The organism is Streptomyces graminilatus (genome assembly GCF_001418565.1).
GTDB lineage: Bacteria > Actinomycetota > Actinomycetes > Streptomycetales > Streptomycetaceae > Streptomyces > Streptomyces graminilatus.
The window spans coordinates 1-16,193 of record NZ_LIQQ01000102.1; the positions used below are offsets into that span (position 1 = coordinate 1).

Genomic DNA, 16,193 nt, shown 5'->3' on the forward strand with positions numbered 1-16,193 from the left:
GGAGTGGCCCTGGTCCGGGAGTAGTCCCCAGGGGGACTACTCCCGGACCAGGGCCACTCCTACGAGGTGTGCCGGGCCGCGTTCGCCGTGATCGCCTCCCTGAGGTGTTCGGCGAGGCCCGGGCGCATGGAGTCGTAGAACTCCTTGAAGCGCTCGTCGGAGACGTACGTCTCGGCGAGGCCCTGGTGGATTTCGTACGTGCATTCGTAGAACCACTTGGTGATGTGCTGCCGGTGTTCCTCGGCCATGGCGATCGCCGCCTCGCCCGTCGGGGGCTCGCCGGCGGCCATCAGGGCGTCGTAGCGCTCGCCCCAGGAGGCCACCTCGGCCTGCATGCGCTTCCAGTCGTCCTTCGTGTACGTGGCCGCGCGGCGCTGCGACTCCTCGTAGGTCTCCGTGCCGCCCCAGCGGCGCTCGGCCTCCTCCGCGTGTGCCTCCGGGTCCTTGTCGCCGAAGACCTCGAACTTCTCCTCGGGCGTGAGGTTGATGCCCATTCTGCGTGCCTCCATGGCGTGCTCCACGGCCGCCGCCATCTGCTGGAGCCGTTCGATCCGGGCGGTCAGCAGCTCGTGCTGACGGCGCAACTGCGCGCGCGGGTCCGCCTTCGGGTCGTCCAGCAGGGCGGCGACCTCTTCGAGCGGGAAACCGAGCTCCCGGTAGAACAGGATCTGCTGGAGCCGGTCGAGGTCGGCGTCGTCGTAGCGCCGGTGGCCCGCGTGGCTGCGTCCACCCGGCACGAGGAGGCCGATCTCGTCGTAGTGGTGCAGGGTGCGCACCGTGACGCCGGCGAAGCCCGCGACCTGTCCCACGGAGTAGCTCATTTCCGCTCCCTTCTCGGTACGCGCTCCACGGTGCGTCCTCACGTCGGGTGAGGTGCAAGCCCCGTCACCCGGACCTACTGTCGTAGACATGCCACTGCATCCGGGAGAGAGCGAAGCATCCGACGACAAGGGCGAGGTCCGCAGGCTCGCCGTCAACCCCTTCTACGGGGAGGCCAATCCGCTCGGCGGAATGACCGAGGCCCCGCCCACGCACCGGCTGCCGGACGCTCCCCTGCCGCCGTCGACGGCGTACCAGGTCGTGCACGACGAACTGATGCTCGACGGCAACGCGCGGCTCAACCTGGCCACCTTCGTCACCACCTGGATGGAGCCGCAGGCCGCTGTCCTGATGGCCGAGTGCCGCGACAAGAACATGATCGACAAGGACGAGTACCCGCGCACGGCCGAGCTGGAGCGGCGGTGTGTGGCGATGCTCGCCGATCTGTGGAACGCGCCCGATCCGGCCGCCGCCGTCGGCTGTTCGACCACCGGTTCGAGTGAGGCGTGCATGCTCGCCGGGATGGCGCTGAAGCGGCGGTGGGCCGCGCGCAACGCCGACCGGTATCCGGGGCGGGACGTCCGGCCGAACCTCGTCATGGGCGTCAACGTGCAGGTCTGCTGGGACAAGTTCTGCAACTTCTGGGAGGTGGAGGCGCGGCAGGTGCCCATGGAGGGCGAGCGGTTCCATCTCGATCCGCAGGCGGCGGCCGAACTGTGCGACGAGAACACCATCGGGGTCGTCGGGATCCTCGGGTCGACCTTCGACGGGTCGTACGAGCCCGTGGCGGAGCTGTGCGCCGCCCTGGACGCCCTTCAGGAGCGAACCGGGTTCGACATCCCCGTGCATGTCGACGGGGCCTCAGGGGCCATGGTGGCGCCCTTCCTGGACGAGGACCTGGTGTGGGACTTCCGGCTGCCGCGCGTGGCCTCGATCAACACCTCGGGGCACAAGTACGGGCTCGTCTACCCGGGCGTCGGCTGGGCGCTGTGGCGCGACCAGGAGGCGCTCCCCGAGGAGCTGGTCTTCCGCGTCAACTACCTGGGCGGCGACATGCCGACGTTCGCGCTGAACTTCTCGCGCCCCGGGGCCCAGGTGGTCGCGCAGTACTACTCGTTCCTGCGGCTGGGCCGCGACGGCTACCGGGCCGTGCAGCAGTCCACGCGGGACGTGGCACGCTCCCTGGCCCGGCGGATCGAGGGGCTGGGCGACTTCCGGCTGCTCACCCGGGGCGACGAACTGCCGGTGTTCGCCTTCACGACGGGGGCGGACGTGAGCGCGTACGACGTCTTCGACGTCTCACGGCGGCTGCGTGAGCACGGCTGGCTGGTGCCCGCGTACACCTTCCCGGAGAACCGGCAGGACCTGTCCGTACTGCGGGTCGTGTGCCGCAACGGGTTCTCCGCGGACCTCGCCGAGCTGTTCATGGAGGACCTGGAGCGGCTGCTGCCCGAACTGCGCAGGCAGTCGCATCCCTCGACGCACGACAAGGACGCGGCCACCGGTTTCCATCACTGACACCCGCCCATTGGACCGGCACCCGTCCATTGGTGGGCGGTTACCCGTCCATCGGTGGGCGGTTACCCGTCCATCGGCAGGTGGTCCCGTCCATCGGCGGGTGGTTACCCGCTCACCGCTACCCGCTCAGGCGGGCGAACCTCCGTACCGCCAGCGGGAAGAAGACGGCGATGAGGGCAAGTGGCCAGGCGACGGCCGCCCAGAGGTGGCCCGGTTCGCCGCCGGGGTTGCCCAGCAGGTCGCGTATCGCGGTGGCCGTCTGGGACATCGGGTTCCACTGGACGGCCGTGCCCAGCCAGTCCGGCATGGACTCGGGGGCGGCGAAGGCGTTGGAGAGGAAGCCGACGGGCCAGACCAGGATCTGGACCGCCTGCACCAGCTCCGGCCTGCCCGCCACCATGCCCAGCTGGATGCCGATCCACAGCATGGCGAACCGGAAGAGCAGCAGCAGGCCCACGGCCCCCAGGAGGGCCGCCACACCCCCGTGGGCGCGCCAGCCGATCGCGTACCCCACCGCGAGCAGCACGGCGAGCCCCAGGGCCGACTGGAGCATGTCGGCGGCCGAACGGCCCACGAGCACCGCGCCGTTGGCCATGGGCATCGAGCGGAACCGGTCGATGACGCCCTTGTCGAGGTCCTGGGTGACGGCGAGCATCGTGCCCTCCAGGCCGAAGGCCATGGTGAGCACGAGCACGCCCGGGACCAGGTGGTGGACGTGGTTCCCGCTCACCTCCCGGCCGCCGCCGACCAGGTAGGCGAACATCAGCAGCAGCATCACCGGGAAGACCAGCCCGACCAGCACCCGCACCGGTTGCCGTGCCCAGTGGGCGAGTTCGCGGCGGGTCATGGTCCAGCAGTCGCTCAACGCGCGCGTGCCCGGCCCGCCGGCCACCTTGTGCGGCTCGTACGGCTCATATGTCTCGTACGTCGTCACGCGGCCTCCGTCGTCCGTTCGTCGCCCCCGGTGAGGTCCAGGAACACCTCGTCCAGCGTCGGGCGCCGCAGGGCGACGTCCTCGGCCTCGATCCCGGCCGCCTCCAGGGCCCGTACGACCCCGGAGAGCGCCGCCATGCGGTCGGTGACCGGGGCGCTCAGCAGCCGCCGGTCGGGGTCCACCAGGACGCCCTCGGCGGGTACGGGCAACAGGGCGACGGCCGCGCCCAGTTGGCCGGCGTCGCGCAGGACGACGTCGATGCGGTCGCCGCCGGTGGCGGCCTTCAGCTCGTCCGGGGTGCCGTCGGCGACGACCCGGCCCCGGTCGACGACGGAGATCCGGTCGGCGAGCTGGTCGGCCTCCTCCAGGTACTGGGTGGTGAGCAGGACCGTCGTACCGCCGCCGACGAGGGAGCGGACCGCGGTCCACACCTCGGTCCGGCCGCGCGGGTCGAGGCCGGTCGTCGGCTCGTCCAGGAACAGCACCTCCGGGTCGGTGACGAGGGAGGCGGCGAGGTCGAGGCGTCGGCGCATTCCGCCGCTGTAGTGCCGGACCGCCTTGCGGCCGGTGTCCTCCAGTCCGAACCGGGCGAGGAGTTCGCCGGCCCGCACGCGCGCGTGGCGGGCGCCCAGGTGGTGGAGGCGGCCGAACATCTCCAGGTTCTGCCGGCCGCTCAGCTCCTCGTCGAGCGCCGCGTGCTGGCCGAGCAGACCGATGCGGAGGCGGACCTCCCGGGCCTGGGTCAGCACGTCGTGGCCGGCCACCTCGACCCGGCCGCCGTCGGGCCTCAGCAGCGTCGCCAGGACGCGGACCAGGGTCGTCTTGCCCGCGCCGTTGGGCCCGAGCACGCCGTGCACGGTACCGCGGGTGACCTGGAGGTCGAGGCCGGACAGTGCCTGGGTGCCGCCGTACTTCTTGTGTGCGCCTTCGACGGAGATCGCCGCGTCGGCCACAGGGCCCTCCTTGCCGGTCCGCGTTACTAGTCAAACTTGATTACCGAACGAATCGAAGGTAACCCGCCCCCATTGATTGGTCAAGCTTGATTAGTGGGTGTCCCCGGGATGCTTCTCCCCCGTCGCGTACGGGTTCTCCTCGCCCTCGGCCAAGACGCCGACGAACGGCTCGCCCTCGCCCGCGAAGGTGTAGGCCCCGCCCTCGATCCGGGCGATGAGGCCCTGCGTCCACTCGGCCTCCGCGTCGGCCGTGTGGAGCCAGAGGTTCATGATCTCGCCGATGTGGCCGAGTTGTTCGGGGCCGGCGTCGGGCACGTAGTGCTCGGTGACCGAGGACCGCCATGCCTCGATCCCCCGGATCCGCTCCTTCAGGAGCGCCACGGCCTCGGCGCGCGGCAGTTCGACGATGAAGCCGATGGCCGCCGACTTCATGTCCGTCTGCTGGTCGTACGAGGTCAGCGCCTCGCGCACCAGGCGGAAGTACTCCTCGGTGCCGGCCTCGGTGATCTCGTACTCCGTGCGGGGCGGGCCGCCGGCCGTGGACGGGGCGATCTCGTGCGCGATCAGCAGGCCCTGCTTGGCCATCTGCTTGAGCGCGTGGTAGATCGAGCCGGGCTTGGCGTTGGACCACTCGTGCGCGCCCCAGTACTCCAGGTCGTTGCGCACCTGGTAGCCGTGGGCCCGCCCGTGCTGACGGACCGCGCCGAGCACGAGGAGACGGATCGCTGACATACAGGCCAGATTAGGGCCCCGGTGTCAAGCGCCCTGTTCCCGGGCCACCAGCTCGAAGGCGGTGGCGCCGTCAAGGGACTCGCGGATGATGTCGGCGTGACCGGCGTGCCGGGCGGTCTCGCGGATCAGGTGCAGCGCCAGCCAGCGCATCGAGACACTGGCCTGCGGCGGGAACCAGGGGTCCGGCGGGAGGTCGAAGGTGTCGTCGAGGCTCGGTACGGACCGCAGGAACGCCTCGGTCCCGGCGGCGACCTTCTCCCAGTACGCGAGCTGCGACGCGACGGTCTCCCCCTCGGTGAGGACGAAGCACTCGTGCCAGTTCGACGCGTCCCGCTTCACGGCCGGCGCCTCCCCCTTGGCCCGCGCGATCCAGCCCTGCTCGACCTCGGCGACATGCTTGAGCAGCCCGGACAGGGACAGCTCACTGGCGCTGGGCTTGCTCGCGGCCTGTTCTTCCGTCAGCCCCAGCAGGGACCGCCGGATGCCGCCGCGCTGCTCCTCGAGGAAGGCGAGAAGGGCTCCGCGCTCGTCGCCGGGCGCTTCGGAGGAGACGTGAGTGACCATGAGGGCTGCCTTTCACCGGGTTTGGACGGGCTTTCGCCGCCTGACACCGATGAAGTTACGGGGGCTTGCGGTCAGGTTCTGTCCGCAAGCCCCCGTGTCACACCAATGGGTTCTGTCAGCGCTCAGAAGGGGAAGACGCTTCGCCCGTGCTGCACCGAGATCCACTTCTGGGTCGTGAACGCCCCCAGAGTCGCCTCGCCGTTCAGGCGGCCGATGCCCGAGGACTTCTCGCCGCCGAAGGCGACAGGGGGCTCGTCGTGGACCGTGCCGTCGTTGACGTGGAACATGCCCGTGTCGATCCGCTTGGCGAAGGCGACGCCGCGTTCGACGTCGGCGGTGTGCACCGCGCCGCTGAGGCCGTACGGCGTGTCGTTGACGAGACGGACCGCCTCGGCCTCGCCGTCGAAGGGGACGAGGAGGGCCACCGGGCCGAAGATCTCCTGGCGGAGGAGGGGCGAGTCGGCGGGGAGGCCGGTCAGGACCGAGGGCTCGACAAGGTTGTCCGTCGTCGTGCCGTGCAGCAGAGCCGTGGCGCCCTCTTCCAGCGCCCGGCGCACCACGCCTGAAATCGCCTCCGCCTGGGAGGAGTTGATGACCGGGCCGATAACCGTCGCGGGGTCGCCCGGGTCGCCGACCTTCAGGGAGGCGACCTTGGCCACGAACTTCTCGGTGAACTCGTCCGCGATCGAGCGGTCCACCAGGATCCGGTTCGCGGCCATGCAGACCTGTCCCTGATGGACGTACCGGCTGAAGACCGCCGCGTCGACCGCGTAGTCGATGTCCGCGTCGTCCAGGACCACCAGGGCGCTGTTGCCGCCGAGTTCGAGGACCACGTTCTTGAAGAGGGGCGCGCAGACGGTGGCGACATGGCGGCCGACGGCGTCCGAGCCGGTGAAGGAGATGACCTTCGGGACGGGGTGTTCGATGAACGCGTCGCCGATCTCCTCTATGTCCGTGATGACGACGTTCAGCAGGCCGGGCGGCAGGCCCGCGTCCTCGAAGATCTTCGCGATCAGGGAGCCGCCGACGACCGGCGTTTCCTGGTGCGGCTTGAGGACGACGCCGTTGCCGAGCGCGAGGGCCGGGGCGACGGACTTGAGGGAGAGCAGGAAGGGGAAGTTGAAGGGGCTGATCACGCCCACGACGCCCACCGGGACGCGGTAGACGCGGTTCTCCTTGCCCTCGACCGGCGACGGGAGGATCTGCCCCTCGGGGGTCAGCGCCAGGCGGATCGACTCGCGCAGGAACTCCTTGGCGAGGTGCAGTTCGAAGCCGGCCTTGAGGTGCGTGCCGCCGAGTTCGGCGATGATCGCCTCGGCGATCTCCCGCTCACTGTCCTCGACGACGCGCAGGGCCTTCTCGAGGACCGCGCGACGGGCGTACGGACCGGCCTCGGCCCATTCCCGCTGGGCCGCGGCGGCGGCACGGTACGCCACGTCGACCTCGTCCACCGTGGCGATCGTGATCGAGGCCAGCTTCTCGCCGTCGTACGGGTTGAAGTCGATGATGTCCCAGGAGCCGGTGCCCGGGCGCCACTCACCGCCGATGTACTGCTGAGCGAGGTCGGTGAAGTAGGACGACAACATGCGATCCCTCAATCCCTCAATCCCGTATCACGGCCTGATCACACGTCATCGTACGTGCGCCGAAAGGGAGTTGGGAGGATGTCGGGAACGATGCCGGGGAGGGCGTCGGGGACCGCGTCAGGAGAGTTGCAGCAGGCCCCTCAGCAGGTCCCGGCTCTCGTCCGGACCGGGGCTGTCCTGCTGGAGTTCCTTCATCGCCTTCTCGTACTGGGTGACGTCCTCCGCCTTGTCCAGGTACAGCGCGCTGGTGAGCTGCTCCAGGAAGATCACGTCGGAGAGGTCGGACTCCGGGAAGCTCAGGATCGTGAACGCACCGCTCTCGCCCGCGTGCCCGCCGAAGCCGAACGGCATGATCTGGAGCCGTACGTTGGGGCGCTCGGAGATCTCGATCAGGTGCTGGAGCTGGCCGCGCATCACGTCACGGTCGCCGTACGGGCGGCGCAGCGCGGCCTCGTCCAGGACGACGTGGAACTCCGGGCCGCCCTCGGAGAGGAGGTACCTCTGCCGTTCCATGCGCAGGGCGACCCGGCGGTCGATGTCGGCGGGGCTCGCGCCCTTCATGCCGCGTTCGACGACCGCGCGCGCGTACGCCTCGGTCTGGAGCAGGCCGTGCACGAACTGCACCTCGTAGACGCGGATCAGCGACGCCGCGCCCTCCAGGCCCACGTAGGTCGGGAACCAGTTCGGCAGCACGTCCGAGTAACTGTGCCACCAGCCCGCGACGTTGGCCTCCCTGGCGAGGGAGACGAGCGCGTTGCGCTCGGCGTCGTCGCTGACGCCGTACAGCGTCAGCAGGTCCTCGACGTCACGTGTCTTGAAGCTCACCCGGCCCAGCTCCATACGACTGATCTTCGATTCGGACGCGCGGATCGAGTAACCCGCCGCCTCTCGCGTGATGCCCCGCGCCTCACGCAGTCGCCTCAGGTGTGATCCGAGCAGCATGCGCCGCACCACCGATCCCGGCTCTCCCGCGCTCACGTTCGTCACCCTCCCCAACCTCTCCAGGGGCCGCAGTCTGCCACTAAATCACTCCGAGCAGTACTCGTCCGGTTACGCAAATGGGAAGACGTCAGAGCGTACGCACAGGCCGGGGCAAGGGGAAGACCGGCCAGAGCCGGAATGTTGGCGGAAAAAATGACCAAGAAGCGGTACGGGTGGGTCCAATTCCGGCGCGTGCACGTGCATCTGCCCTTGCATCCGCCGTACGCATCGGAAACCATGGTCTCGCGCCACCGCTGCATCGCAAGGACTGCATCGCAACGACCGCGATCTCCCGGGAGTGCCTCGCATGGAGATGAATGGATCGACCATGCTTGAGCCGTTAAGGCAGGGGCTTCCGCCACTGGATCCCTCCACCGTGTCGGACGCGGCCTCGTGCGCGCTGCCCGCCCGCTACGAAGCGGTGCGCGAGGCACGGCAGTTCAGCCGCCAAACGCTCTCCCAGTGGGACATAGGCGACCGGTTCGACGATATATGCCTGGTCGTCTCCGAGCTGGCCACCAACGCCCTGCGGCACGCGCTGCCCTCCCCTCCCCGGCATCCCTCCGCCCAGGAGCCGCTCGTACGGCTGCATCTGATGCGGTGGACCGAGCGGCTGGTGTGCGCGGTGCGCGACCCGAGCCGGGAGAGCCCGGTGGCGTACGACGCCGAGGAGTTCTCGGAGGACTTCTCGGCCGAGTCGGGGCGGGGGCTGTTCCTCGTCGACTCGTTCAGCGACAGCTGGGGCTGGCACCCGCTCTCGGGCGGTCTTGGCGGCAAGGTCGTCTGGGCGCTGTTCGGGCTGCGTCCCACCGAATAGGGTTCGCGCCGCCGAGCCCGGTGAGGCTCGCGCCGCCGAACCGAACGAGGCTCGCGGTCAGCTCGCGATCAGGTGGTCGAACTCGCCGTCCTTGATGCCCAGGAGCATCGCCTCGATCTCCGCACGCGTGTAGACCAGCGCCGGACCGTCGGGGAAGCGCGAGTTGCGCACCGCCACCTCGCCGCCGGGCAGCCGCGCGAACTCCACGCAGGAACCCTGCGAGTTGCTGTGCCGGCTCTTCTGCCAGGCGGCGACCCCGTCCAGCCGCGCGGCGGCCATGCCGTTGTACACGCCGGACTCATCGGCCTCGCCAACGCCGTACACGTCGTGGTCCACAGGTCGCTCCCTGATGGTGCACTGGCTGGTGAGGCCATTGATGCAGTGGTCAACTGTGCCGGATCATAACTCTGTTCACGTGCAGACGCATGGACATATGCACAGCCTCATGCACGGCCACATGCACAGGCGTGTGCACGAGCAGATGCACGTGCACCGGGGGTGTTCGCGCCGCTACTCACCTTGACGCACGCGCACCCCCACGCGTTCCCCCCGCACGTTCCCGCGCACGTTGCCCGCACATTCCCGCGCACACCGACACCCCCGCCTCCTGACGGACAGGACAAGGAGACGGGGGTGCGGGTGGCGGCGCGGGTGGGGGCGCTATCCGGACACGTACGGCAGCAGGGCCATCTCCCGGGCGTTCTTGATCGCGCGGGCGAGCTGTCGCTGCTGCTGGGCCGAGACCCGGGTGACCCGGCGGCTGCGGATCTTGCCCCGGTCCGATATGAACCTCCGCAGCAGGTCCGTGTCCTTGTAGTCGATGTACGTGATCCTGGCCGCGTCCAGCGGGTTGGGGCGGGACTTGAGCGGCTTGCGTTCGATCTTGCGGGCCATGGCGGGGTCAGACCTCCAGGAGGGTGTCGAAGGCGGGCGGCAGGCGTTTCCAGGCGGTGCGCCCGCCGGCGTACTCGGCGTCGGTGAGCAGGCAGGACTCCAGGAGCTGTTCGAGTCCGTCGCGGTCGAGGCCGGGGGACGTGAACACCAGGTGCTGGCAGCAGTCGCCGTGCTCGGGGTGCCAGTCGAGGGCGGCGGCGGCCCGGCGCACGGGCTCGACCATGTCCCAGGCGGCGTCCGGCAGCGAGGCGAGCCAGGGGCCCACGCTCTCCACGCACAGCGCGCCGCCCGCCGCGTCCCAGTGGAGCAGCGTGTCGGGGTGGTCGGCGAGCCAGAACCGGCCCCGGCTGCGGGCGGCGGCGCAGGTCAGGTCCTCCAGCGCCTCGTACAGCCGCTCCGGGTGGAAGGGGCGGTCGCGGTGCCATACGAGGGTGGACACACCGTGCGCGTCGGCCTCGGCCGGCAGCAGCGCGCACGCCGGGTGCTGGGCATAGGCGGCGGCCTCGACGTCGAATCCGGCGAGGGCGGCGGAGGCGAGCGCCGAGAGCGGCGCCGGTCCTCCCCCGCCGGCGTCGGGCGGGCCCGTCAAGTCCCCTGGGTGGCCGCCCGGGACGGGGACCTGACGGGCTGTCGGGTGGAGCTGCGCGAGCAGCTCGCGGTCCTCGTCGTCGGCGTCCGGGGAGTCGACGAGGGCGAGGACGGTGGCGTACTCCAGCTGGCGGGCGAAGGTGTCCGCGACCGTGCGCTGGTCGGTGGCCGCGGCGGCGAGGCCGCGTTCGGCCAGGTCGTCGCCGTTGCCGAGGTAGGGCAGCAGCAGCGCGGGGTCGACGGCGGTGATGACGCCCGTGACCGTGAGGCCGCCGGCCGTCACCACCTCGGCCATCGCCTTGGGCTCGACGGAGTCCCACAGCTCGACGATCGCCAGCCGGGTCCGCCCGGCGTCCGCGAGCCGCCGCAGCTCCGGGACGAGGTCGTCGCGCAGGGCACAGCACGCACAGTCGTTGACCAGGGGCGCCTCGCCCGCGGAGAGGATCCCGGTGGTGTCGCTGACCGTCCGGACGACCGTGCCGGCGACGGCCGTGGCGAGGTCGTGGTGGAGTACGACGCTGCCGGGCACGTCGGCGAGCAGCCGCGCGACGGTCGCCTTGCGGGCGTCGGCGTGCAGTCCGCCGACGATCACCACGGAGAGTTCGTGAGCCCCCGAGGGCCCGTGCTCATGCACCTGCACGTGTGTTTCCTCAGTCCTTCTTCTGTTTCTTCTGCCTCGTCCGCCTCTTCTGTTTCTTCCGCTTCCTCAGTCCTTCTTGCCGTAGCGGCGCTCGAAGCGCTCCACGCGGCCGGCCGTGTCCAGGACGCGGGCGGTGCCGGTGTAGAAGGGGTGGCTGATGTTCGAGATCTCGACGTCGACGACGGGGTAGGTGTTGCCGTCCTCCCAGTCGATCGTCTTCTCGCTGGTCATCGTGGACCGGGTGAGGAAGGCGTGGTTCGCGGCCCGGTCACGGAAGACGACGGGCCCGTACGGCGGGTGGATTCCTTTACGCATGGCGCTGATCAGCGCTCCTCTCGGAAGTCGACGTGGCGGCCGACGACCGGGTCGTACTTGCGCAGCGTCATACGGTCCGGGTCGTTGCGGCGGTTCTTGCGGGTGACGTAGGTGAAGCCGGTCCCGGCCGTGGACCGGAGCTTGATGACCGGCCGGAGTTCGTTGCGAGCCATGCTGGTATCTTACTGAAAACGACTTCCATTTGCATAACCTGACCGAGAGAGGTGCGTCACCTTGTCCGCCCACTGCATGCTGTCCGGCGCCCAGCCGGGCTTCGGCAACACCATCAGCCACTCCCACCGGCGTACGTCCCGTCGCTTCAACCCGAACATCCAGTCGAAGCGGTACTGGCTGCCGAGCGAGGGCCGGCATGTCCGGCTGCGGCTGAGCGCGAAGGGGATCAAGACCGTCGACACGATCGGCGTCGAGGCGGCGGTGGCCCGCATCCGCGCGCGCGGGGTCAAGGTCTGAGGTCGGGTTCCGAGTCGAGGAAGGCAGTAGAGACATGGCGAAGAAGAGCAAGATCGCGAAGAACGGGAAGCGGCGGGAGATCGTCGCGCGGTACGCCGAGCGGCGGGCCGAGCTGAAGGAGATCGTCCGGCTGCCGTCCTCGACGGACGCGGAGCGGGCGGCGGCGCGGCGGGAGCTGGACCGCCAGCCGCGCGACGCGAGCCCCACGCGCGTGCGCAACCGCGACCAGGTGGACGGGCGGCCCCGGGGCTACTTCCGGGCGTTCGGCCTGTCCCGGGTCGGCCTGCGGGAACAGGCCCACGCGGGGTTCCTTCCGGGGGTGCGGAAGTCGTCCTGGTGACTTGCCCCTTGGGCTGGAGCCCGAGGATTCTGGCCTTCCCTCTCGTTGCCCGGGCTGCTACGCAGCACAGGTTTCGGGAGGGAATCCACGGCTTCCTGCTTCGTTGCGTCGGTGTCCGGGTCGGTGTCGATGACGAAGGAGGCGAAGTACCGTCCGGCCGCGTCCTGGATCACGGTGACGGAGGTGGGGGTGGCGGGCAGGGGCCGGGACCACTTCACCTCGACTGTCCCGATCTTCGGCAGGTTCAAGCGTCCGCTGTCGGTGATCGACCAGCGTGCGTTGGAGGTGAACCGGATCGACTGCCGGGCATCCTTGCGGGACTTGAACTTGGGCGCCCCCACCTTGCGTCCCTTTCGGACACCCTTGAGGGAGGCGAAGAAGTTCTTGTACGCCGCCTCTACATCCCGCAGGGACACTGCACTTTCGTGATCAATGTTCACGTGATCTTCGGGACCGCGTTCCGCCACAACGTATTCGCGGAAGATCAACTGGATCAAATCCGCCGTCGGACGCGTTCTAGCATCGACTCGCCTGTGGCAAGAGCCGGGGGAGCAGAAATCGCCTACGTTTACGTAGGCGAGGGCATCAATACTTGGGAGCTTCCGGTGACTTCGGTGACGTACGCGCGCGTGCTGGCGCGCAGGGCGGGTGTGGCCTCGGCCGCTGGGGTGGCCGCTGTGCTCCTGCTTGCCGGGTGCGGTGGCGACGGAGGGTCCGGCGGTGGGTCGTCGACCCCGTCCCCCGCGTCGTCCTCCGGTACGGGCAGCGGCTCGACGGGTTCGACCGGTTCGAGCGCTGCGGGCAGCGCGCTGGTGGGCAACTGGGTGACCACCGGCAAGGGCAGTGCCGTCGCGCTGGTGATCAACGGCGAGAAGGCCGCGCTGTTCACCACCAAGGGGACCGTGTGCGGTGGTACGGCGCGCGAGGAGGCGGGGATGAAGATGATCCACCTGACGTGCCCGGACGGGAACAAGGACCGGGCCGAGGGGATGGTCGACTCCGTCGGCGGGACGTCGATGAAGATCACCTGGGAGAGCGCGCTCGGCGCGGAGACGTACCTGAAGGCGCAGGGCGACGGGCTCCCCTCGGGGATGCCCACGGCGGTCCTGGGGTCCTGAGACCCCGGGATCCGGCACTGGGGCTGCCCGGCTGGCCCTGCCCTACGCGTCCGGCAGGCGCGGGCGCGCGTGCAGGGCCGCTCGGTCCGCCGCAGCCGCGCCTTCCGTCCAGCCCGCCTCGTCGGTGACGCCTCGCAGCCGGGTTGTCGTGGTCGTGGGGAACATCTGGTCCAGGTGGGCGGTGACCGCCAGGTCCCGCGTTGCCAGGACCGGGAGGAGCGCTGCGGCGGTGGTCTGCGCAGCCGCCGCGTCCGCCGTTTCCGTGGCAGCCGCTGCCGCCAGGCGGTCGCCCATCTTGTGGGCGTAGGCGGCCAGGAAGGACTGACGGAAGGTCTTCGTCCGCTTGCGGCCGCCCGCCCGCTGTGCCGCCTCCGCCTTGGTCATCGCCGCCGTGGCCTGCACCAGCAGGGACGTGTAGAGCAGTTCCACCGCCTCCAGGTCGGGTTCGAAACCCACCACCGTGGAGAAGCCCAGGGCCTCGTTCCACACCGCTCGGCAGCGGTTCGCGTCGGCCACCGCGTGCAAAAGGACCGCCTTGGCCTCCTCGTACGGGGCGTCCACGCCCAGGCGGCACGCGCGCGGGGCGTCGCCCGCCGGGGCGCCGGCCGCGAGCAGGGCCTCGTCGATGCTGTGCCGGGCCATCAGCTCCTGGGCCTTCGCGCTCAGCGCCTCGGCTTCCTCGGGGAACCCGGTCGCCTCCGCCTTCGCCAGCAGCGCGCGGATCCGGGGCAGCATGCGGGACTCCGGGGTCTCCGCGCGGCCCCGGCGGGCGCTCTTCCCAGGCCCCGCCGACTGTCCGTCCACGGATTCGAGGGATTCGAGGGACTCCAGGGTCGGCAGGCCGAGCAGCAGGCGGTACAGCTCCAGGACGGTCGTCGCGTGCGTGAAGCGGTCCGTGCGGGGTGGGGCGGGCGTCGCGGCGAGGTCGGTCAGTTGCTGCGCCCAGCGGCGGCCCCGGGCCCGGTCGTTCGGCGCCTGGGCCGTGATCAGCGCCGACACCAGGCGTACGTGCACGTCGTCCAGCTCGCGCCGTACGAGGCGTACGACGTCGGCCGGCTGCCAGCCGCGCCGCCAGGCCGACGCCACGAACTCCTCGCCGCGCCCGGCGACTTCGGCGTCCGTGGCCGGGTCGGCGGCGAGCAGGGAGGCGCCCGTGTCGAGGGTCGAGTCGGTGTCTGCGTACAGGGCGGCCTCGAAGGCGCGTTCGACGGTGCCGGTGCCTGCACCCGTGCCGGGCGGAGGGGGCGTTCTGCTGGTCACCCGCCGATCGTTTCATGCCGTCGCCACCGACTGTCAACTTCGGGTTGACAGTGCCGTGACTGCCAACCTACGGTTGACACATGACGACGAATCAGCCCGTCCGGGCCTCCGTACGCCTCGACGACCTCATCGAGGCCATCAAGAAGGTGCACACCGACGCCCTGGACCAGCTCCAGGACGCGGTGATCGCCGCCGATCACCTCGGCGAGGTGGCGGATCATCTGATCGGGCACTTCGTGGACCAGGCACGCCGCTCCGGTGCCTCCTGGACCGACATCGGCAGGAGCATGGGGGTCACCCGGCAGGCCGCGCAGAAGCGGTTCGTGCCGAAGGGCGAGTCGGACCTCGACCCGAGCCAGGGCTTCAGCCGCTTCACACCACGGGCCAGGAACGTGGTGGTCCTCTCCCAGGAAGAGGCCAAGACCGCCGGCAACGACCAGATCCGCACCGAGCACCTGATCCTGGGCCTCGTCGCCGACCCGGAGAGCCTCGGGGTGAAGGCGATCACCGCGCAGGGCGTCTCCCCGGACAGCGTGCGCGAGGCCGCGCGCGCCGGACTCCCGCCACGCGGCGAGAACGACCCCGCCCTCATCCCCTTCGACGCCGGCGCGAAGAAATCCCTCGAACTCACCTTCCGCGAGGCCCTGCGCCTGGGCCACAACTACGTCGGCACCGAGCACATCCTGCTCGCCCTGCTGGAGTTCGAGAACGGCGAGGGCGTCCTGTCCGGCGCGGGTCTCACCAAGGCGGCAACGGAGGAGTACGTCGTCGCGGCCCTCGCCGAGATCAAGGTGAGGCTCGACGAGCAGGGCTGAGCGTACGGGCGGTGCTTGCGCTGCTGACAAGGTGAGGCTCGACGAGCAGGGCCGATCGTACGGGCGGTGCATGCGCTGCTGACAAGGTGAGGCTCGACGAGCAGGGCCGATCGTACGGGCGGTGCTTGCGCTGCTGGCAGCGGTGAAAGTGCTGGTCGGGGGCGTTGTCAGACCCTGGTGCCAGACTCGTGGACATGGCAGGCGTGGCGGAGACGGCTGAGCGGTGGGCGCTCGCTCCGGCCGAGGACGGCGGTGTGGAGATCGCCCCCCTCGGTCCGGACGGGCTGCCCGCCGGGCCGGTGCGGCGGGAGCGGGATCTCGGCGCGGCCGTCCGGGACCGGCCCGAGGTCACACGGTGGGTGTGGCGGTCCACCCCCGAGGTCTATCCGCGACTGCTCGCCACGGGGGTGCGGGTCGAGCGGTGCTACGACATCGAGGACGCCGAGACGCTCCTGCTCGGCCACGAGGGGCGGCTCGGCGAACCCCGGTCCGCGGCGGCGGCCCTCGCCCGGCTGCGCGGCGGTCCCGTACCGCCGGATCCGCCGCTGCGGTCGGCGGAACCGGGCGCGCAGTCGCCGCTCTTCGAGCCGGGGCCGGTGCACGTACCGCTGGCCGACCTGCTGGAGGTGTACGCCGACCAGCAGCGGCGGCACGACGCGACCGCGCACCCGGACCGGATGCGGCTGCTCACGGCCGCCGAGTCGGCGGGGATGCTGGTGGCCGCCGAGATGAACGCGGCGGGGCTGCCGTGGCGCGCGGACGTCCATCGCGAGCTGCTCCACGAGCTGCTGGGCGAGCGGTACGCGGGCGGCGGTGAGCCCCGGCGGCTCGCCGAGCTGGCGGACGAG

The 16,193-nt window shown here is 70.5% G+C and carries 19 protein-coding genes and 1 pseudogene; 7 read left to right on the forward strand and 13 right to left on the reverse strand.

Annotation, left to right across the window (positions count from 1 at the left end; genetic code table 11):
• Window positions 1–59: 59 nt before the first annotated feature.
• Entirely contained in the window at window positions 60–821 is a 762-nt protein-coding gene (locus AOK08_RS10410; RefSeq protein ID WP_055525203.1) for a MerR family transcriptional regulator, read from the reverse strand.
• An 88-nt stretch (window positions 822–909) separates the two neighbouring features.
• Between AOK08_RS10410 and gad the strand changes: the two genes are divergently transcribed.
• Window positions 910–2,337, forward strand: coding sequence for a glutamate decarboxylase (gad, locus tag AOK08_RS10415; RefSeq protein ID WP_055525204.1), 1,428 nt, complete (start codon window positions 910–912; stop codon window positions 2,335–2,337).
• A gap of 118 nt (window positions 2,338–2,455) precedes the next feature.
• Here the strand turns inward: gad and AOK08_RS10420 are convergent, their stop codons facing one another.
• From AOK08_RS10420 to AOK08_RS10445, 6 genes are all read right to left on the reverse strand, one after another.
• Window positions 2,456–3,184 (reverse strand): ABC transporter permease, encoded by a 729-nt coding sequence (locus AOK08_RS10420; RefSeq protein ID WP_055525217.1) that lies wholly within the window; start codon window positions 3,182–3,184, stop codon window positions 2,456–2,458.
• A gap of 83 nt (window positions 3,185–3,267) precedes the next feature.
• Window positions 3,268–4,224 (reverse strand): ATP-binding cassette domain-containing protein, encoded by a 957-nt coding sequence (locus tag AOK08_RS10425; RefSeq protein ID WP_055525205.1) that lies wholly within the window; start codon window positions 4,222–4,224, stop codon window positions 3,268–3,270.
• A 90-nt stretch (window positions 4,225–4,314) separates the two neighbouring features.
• Entirely contained in the window at window positions 4,315–4,956 is a 642-nt protein-coding gene (locus AOK08_RS10430; RefSeq protein WP_055525206.1) for a PadR family transcriptional regulator, read from the reverse strand.
• Between the two features lie 24 nt (window positions 4,957–4,980).
• Entirely contained in the window at window positions 4,981–5,520 is a 540-nt protein-coding gene (locus AOK08_RS10435) for a DinB family protein (RefSeq protein WP_055525207.1), read from the reverse strand.
• A gap of 122 nt (window positions 5,521–5,642) precedes the next feature.
• On the reverse strand, window positions 5,643–7,103 hold the full coding sequence (locus AOK08_RS10440) for an aldehyde dehydrogenase family protein (RefSeq protein ID WP_055525218.1): 1,461 nt from the start codon (window positions 7,101–7,103) through the stop codon (window positions 5,643–5,645).
• Between the two features lie 120 nt (window positions 7,104–7,223).
• A complete protein-coding gene (locus AOK08_RS10445) occupies window positions 7,224–8,048 on the reverse strand; it encodes a helix-turn-helix domain-containing protein (RefSeq protein ID WP_055525219.1) in 825 nt (274 codons plus the stop codon).
• A gap of 367 nt (window positions 8,049–8,415) precedes the next feature.
• On the opposite strand from AOK08_RS10445, the gene AOK08_RS10450 reads away from it, so the two are divergent.
• Window positions 8,416–8,904 carry an ATP-binding protein gene (locus tag AOK08_RS10450; RefSeq protein ID WP_055525220.1) on the forward strand — a complete coding sequence of 163 codons (489 nt, stop codon included), beginning with the start codon at window positions 8,416–8,418 and terminating at the stop codon, window positions 8,902–8,904.
• A gap of 57 nt (window positions 8,905–8,961) precedes the next feature.
• On the opposite strand, the gene AOK08_RS10455 is transcribed toward AOK08_RS10450, so the two are convergent.
• The 5 genes from AOK08_RS10455 to rpmG all read right to left on the reverse strand — a co-directional run bounded on the left by AOK08_RS10455 (window position 8,962) and on the right by rpmG (window position 11,514).
• Entirely contained in the window at window positions 8,962–9,240 is a 279-nt protein-coding gene (locus tag AOK08_RS10455; RefSeq protein WP_055525208.1) for a DUF397 domain-containing protein, read from the reverse strand.
• 324 nt (window positions 9,241–9,564) lie between these two features.
• Window positions 9,565–9,798, reverse strand: a complete 234-nt coding sequence (rpsR, locus tag AOK08_RS10460) for a 30S ribosomal protein S18 (RefSeq protein ID WP_055525209.1) — start codon at window positions 9,796–9,798, stop codon at window positions 9,565–9,567.
• A gap of 7 nt (window positions 9,799–9,805) precedes the next feature.
• Window positions 9,806–11,020, reverse strand: a complete 1,215-nt coding sequence (locus tag AOK08_RS10465; protein ID WP_055525221.1) for a CobW family GTP-binding protein — start codon at window positions 11,018–11,020, stop codon at window positions 9,806–9,808.
• Window positions 11,021–11,092: 72 nt separating this feature from the next.
• Window positions 11,093–11,341 carry a type B 50S ribosomal protein L31 gene (locus tag AOK08_RS10470; protein ID WP_055525210.1) on the reverse strand — a complete coding sequence of 83 codons (249 nt, stop codon included), beginning with the start codon at window positions 11,339–11,341 and terminating at the stop codon, window positions 11,093–11,095.
• An 8-nt stretch (window positions 11,342–11,349) separates the two neighbouring features.
• Window positions 11,350–11,514: a 50S ribosomal protein L33 gene (gene rpmG / locus AOK08_RS10475; RefSeq protein ID WP_019753828.1), complete on the reverse strand. Its 165-nt coding sequence runs from the start codon at window positions 11,512–11,514 to the stop codon at window positions 11,350–11,352.
• Between the two features lie 61 nt (window positions 11,515–11,575).
• Between rpmG and rpmB the strand changes: the two genes are divergently transcribed.
• The 3 genes from rpmB (at window position 11,576) to AOK08_RS10495 (ending at window position 13,270) form a co-directional block, all read left to right on the forward strand.
• Window positions 11,576–11,812, forward strand: a complete 237-nt coding sequence (gene rpmB / locus AOK08_RS10480) for a 50S ribosomal protein L28 (protein WP_055525211.1) — start codon at window positions 11,576–11,578, stop codon at window positions 11,810–11,812.
• Window positions 11,813–11,846: 34 nt separating this feature from the next.
• Window positions 11,847–12,152, forward strand: coding sequence for a 30S ribosomal protein S14 (gene rpsN / locus AOK08_RS10485; RefSeq protein WP_055525212.1), 306 nt, complete (start codon window positions 11,847–11,849; stop codon window positions 12,150–12,152).
• Window positions 12,153–12,766: 614 nt separating this feature from the next.
• The gene (locus AOK08_RS10495) at window positions 12,767–13,270 is read left to right on the forward strand and encodes a hypothetical protein (protein WP_338400128.1); all 504 of its coding nucleotides are present in this window, start codon (window positions 12,767–12,769) and stop codon (window positions 13,268–13,270) included.
• A gap of 42 nt (window positions 13,271–13,312) precedes the next feature.
• On the opposite strand, the gene AOK08_RS10500 is transcribed toward AOK08_RS10495, so the two are convergent.
• Window positions 13,313–14,530: a DUF2786 domain-containing protein gene (locus AOK08_RS10500; protein WP_055525215.1), complete on the reverse strand. Its 1,218-nt coding sequence runs from the start codon at window positions 14,528–14,530 to the stop codon at window positions 13,313–13,315.
• Window positions 14,531–14,610: 80 nt separating this feature from the next.
• Between AOK08_RS10500 and AOK08_RS10505 the strand changes: the two genes are divergently transcribed.
• Window positions 14,611–15,345 (forward strand): Clp protease N-terminal domain-containing protein, encoded by a 735-nt coding sequence (locus tag AOK08_RS10505; RefSeq protein WP_055525216.1) that lies wholly within the window; start codon window positions 14,611–14,613, stop codon window positions 15,343–15,345.
• Window positions 15,346–15,539: 194 nt separating this feature from the next.
• A pseudogene (locus tag AOK08_RS10510) lies at window positions 15,540–16,193 on the forward strand (bifunctional 3'-5' exonuclease/DNA polymerase); the annotation flags it as partial.

Coding starts and splice junctions, on each gene's coding strand:
- AOK08_RS10410 (WP_055525203.1), bottom strand. CDS start 821: ATGAGCTACTCCGTGGGACAGGTCGCGGGCTTCGCCGGCGTCACGGTG.
- gad (WP_055525204.1), top strand. CDS start 910: ATGCCACTGCATCCGGGAGAGAGCGAAGCATCCGACGACAAGGGCGAG.
- AOK08_RS10420 (WP_055525217.1), bottom strand. CDS start 3,184: ATGACCCGCCGCGAACTCGCCCACTGGGCACGGCAACCGGTGCGGGTG.
- AOK08_RS10430 (WP_055525206.1), bottom strand. CDS start 4,956: ATGTCAGCGATCCGTCTCCTCGTGCTCGGCGCGGTCCGTCAGCACGGG.
- AOK08_RS10435 (WP_055525207.1), bottom strand. CDS start 5,520: ATGGTCACTCACGTCTCCTCCGAAGCGCCCGGCGACGAGCGCGGAGCC.
- AOK08_RS10445 (WP_055525219.1), bottom strand. CDS start 8,048: ATGCTGCTCGGATCACACCTGAGGCGACTGCGTGAGGCGCGGGGCATC.
- AOK08_RS10450 (WP_055525220.1), top strand. CDS start 8,416: ATGCTTGAGCCGTTAAGGCAGGGGCTTCCGCCACTGGATCCCTCCACC.
- rpsR (WP_055525209.1), bottom strand. CDS start 9,798: ATGGCCCGCAAGATCGAACGCAAGCCGCTCAAGTCCCGCCCCAACCCG.
- AOK08_RS10470 (WP_055525210.1), bottom strand. CDS start 11,341: ATGCGTAAAGGAATCCACCCGCCGTACGGGCCCGTCGTCTTCCGTGAC.
- rpmG (WP_019753828.1), bottom strand. CDS start 11,514: ATGGCTCGCAACGAACTCCGGCCGGTCATCAAGCTCCGGTCCACGGCC.
- rpsN (WP_055525212.1), top strand. CDS start 11,847: ATGGCGAAGAAGAGCAAGATCGCGAAGAACGGGAAGCGGCGGGAGATC.
- AOK08_RS10505 (WP_055525216.1), top strand. CDS start 14,611: ATGACGACGAATCAGCCCGTCCGGGCCTCCGTACGCCTCGACGACCTC.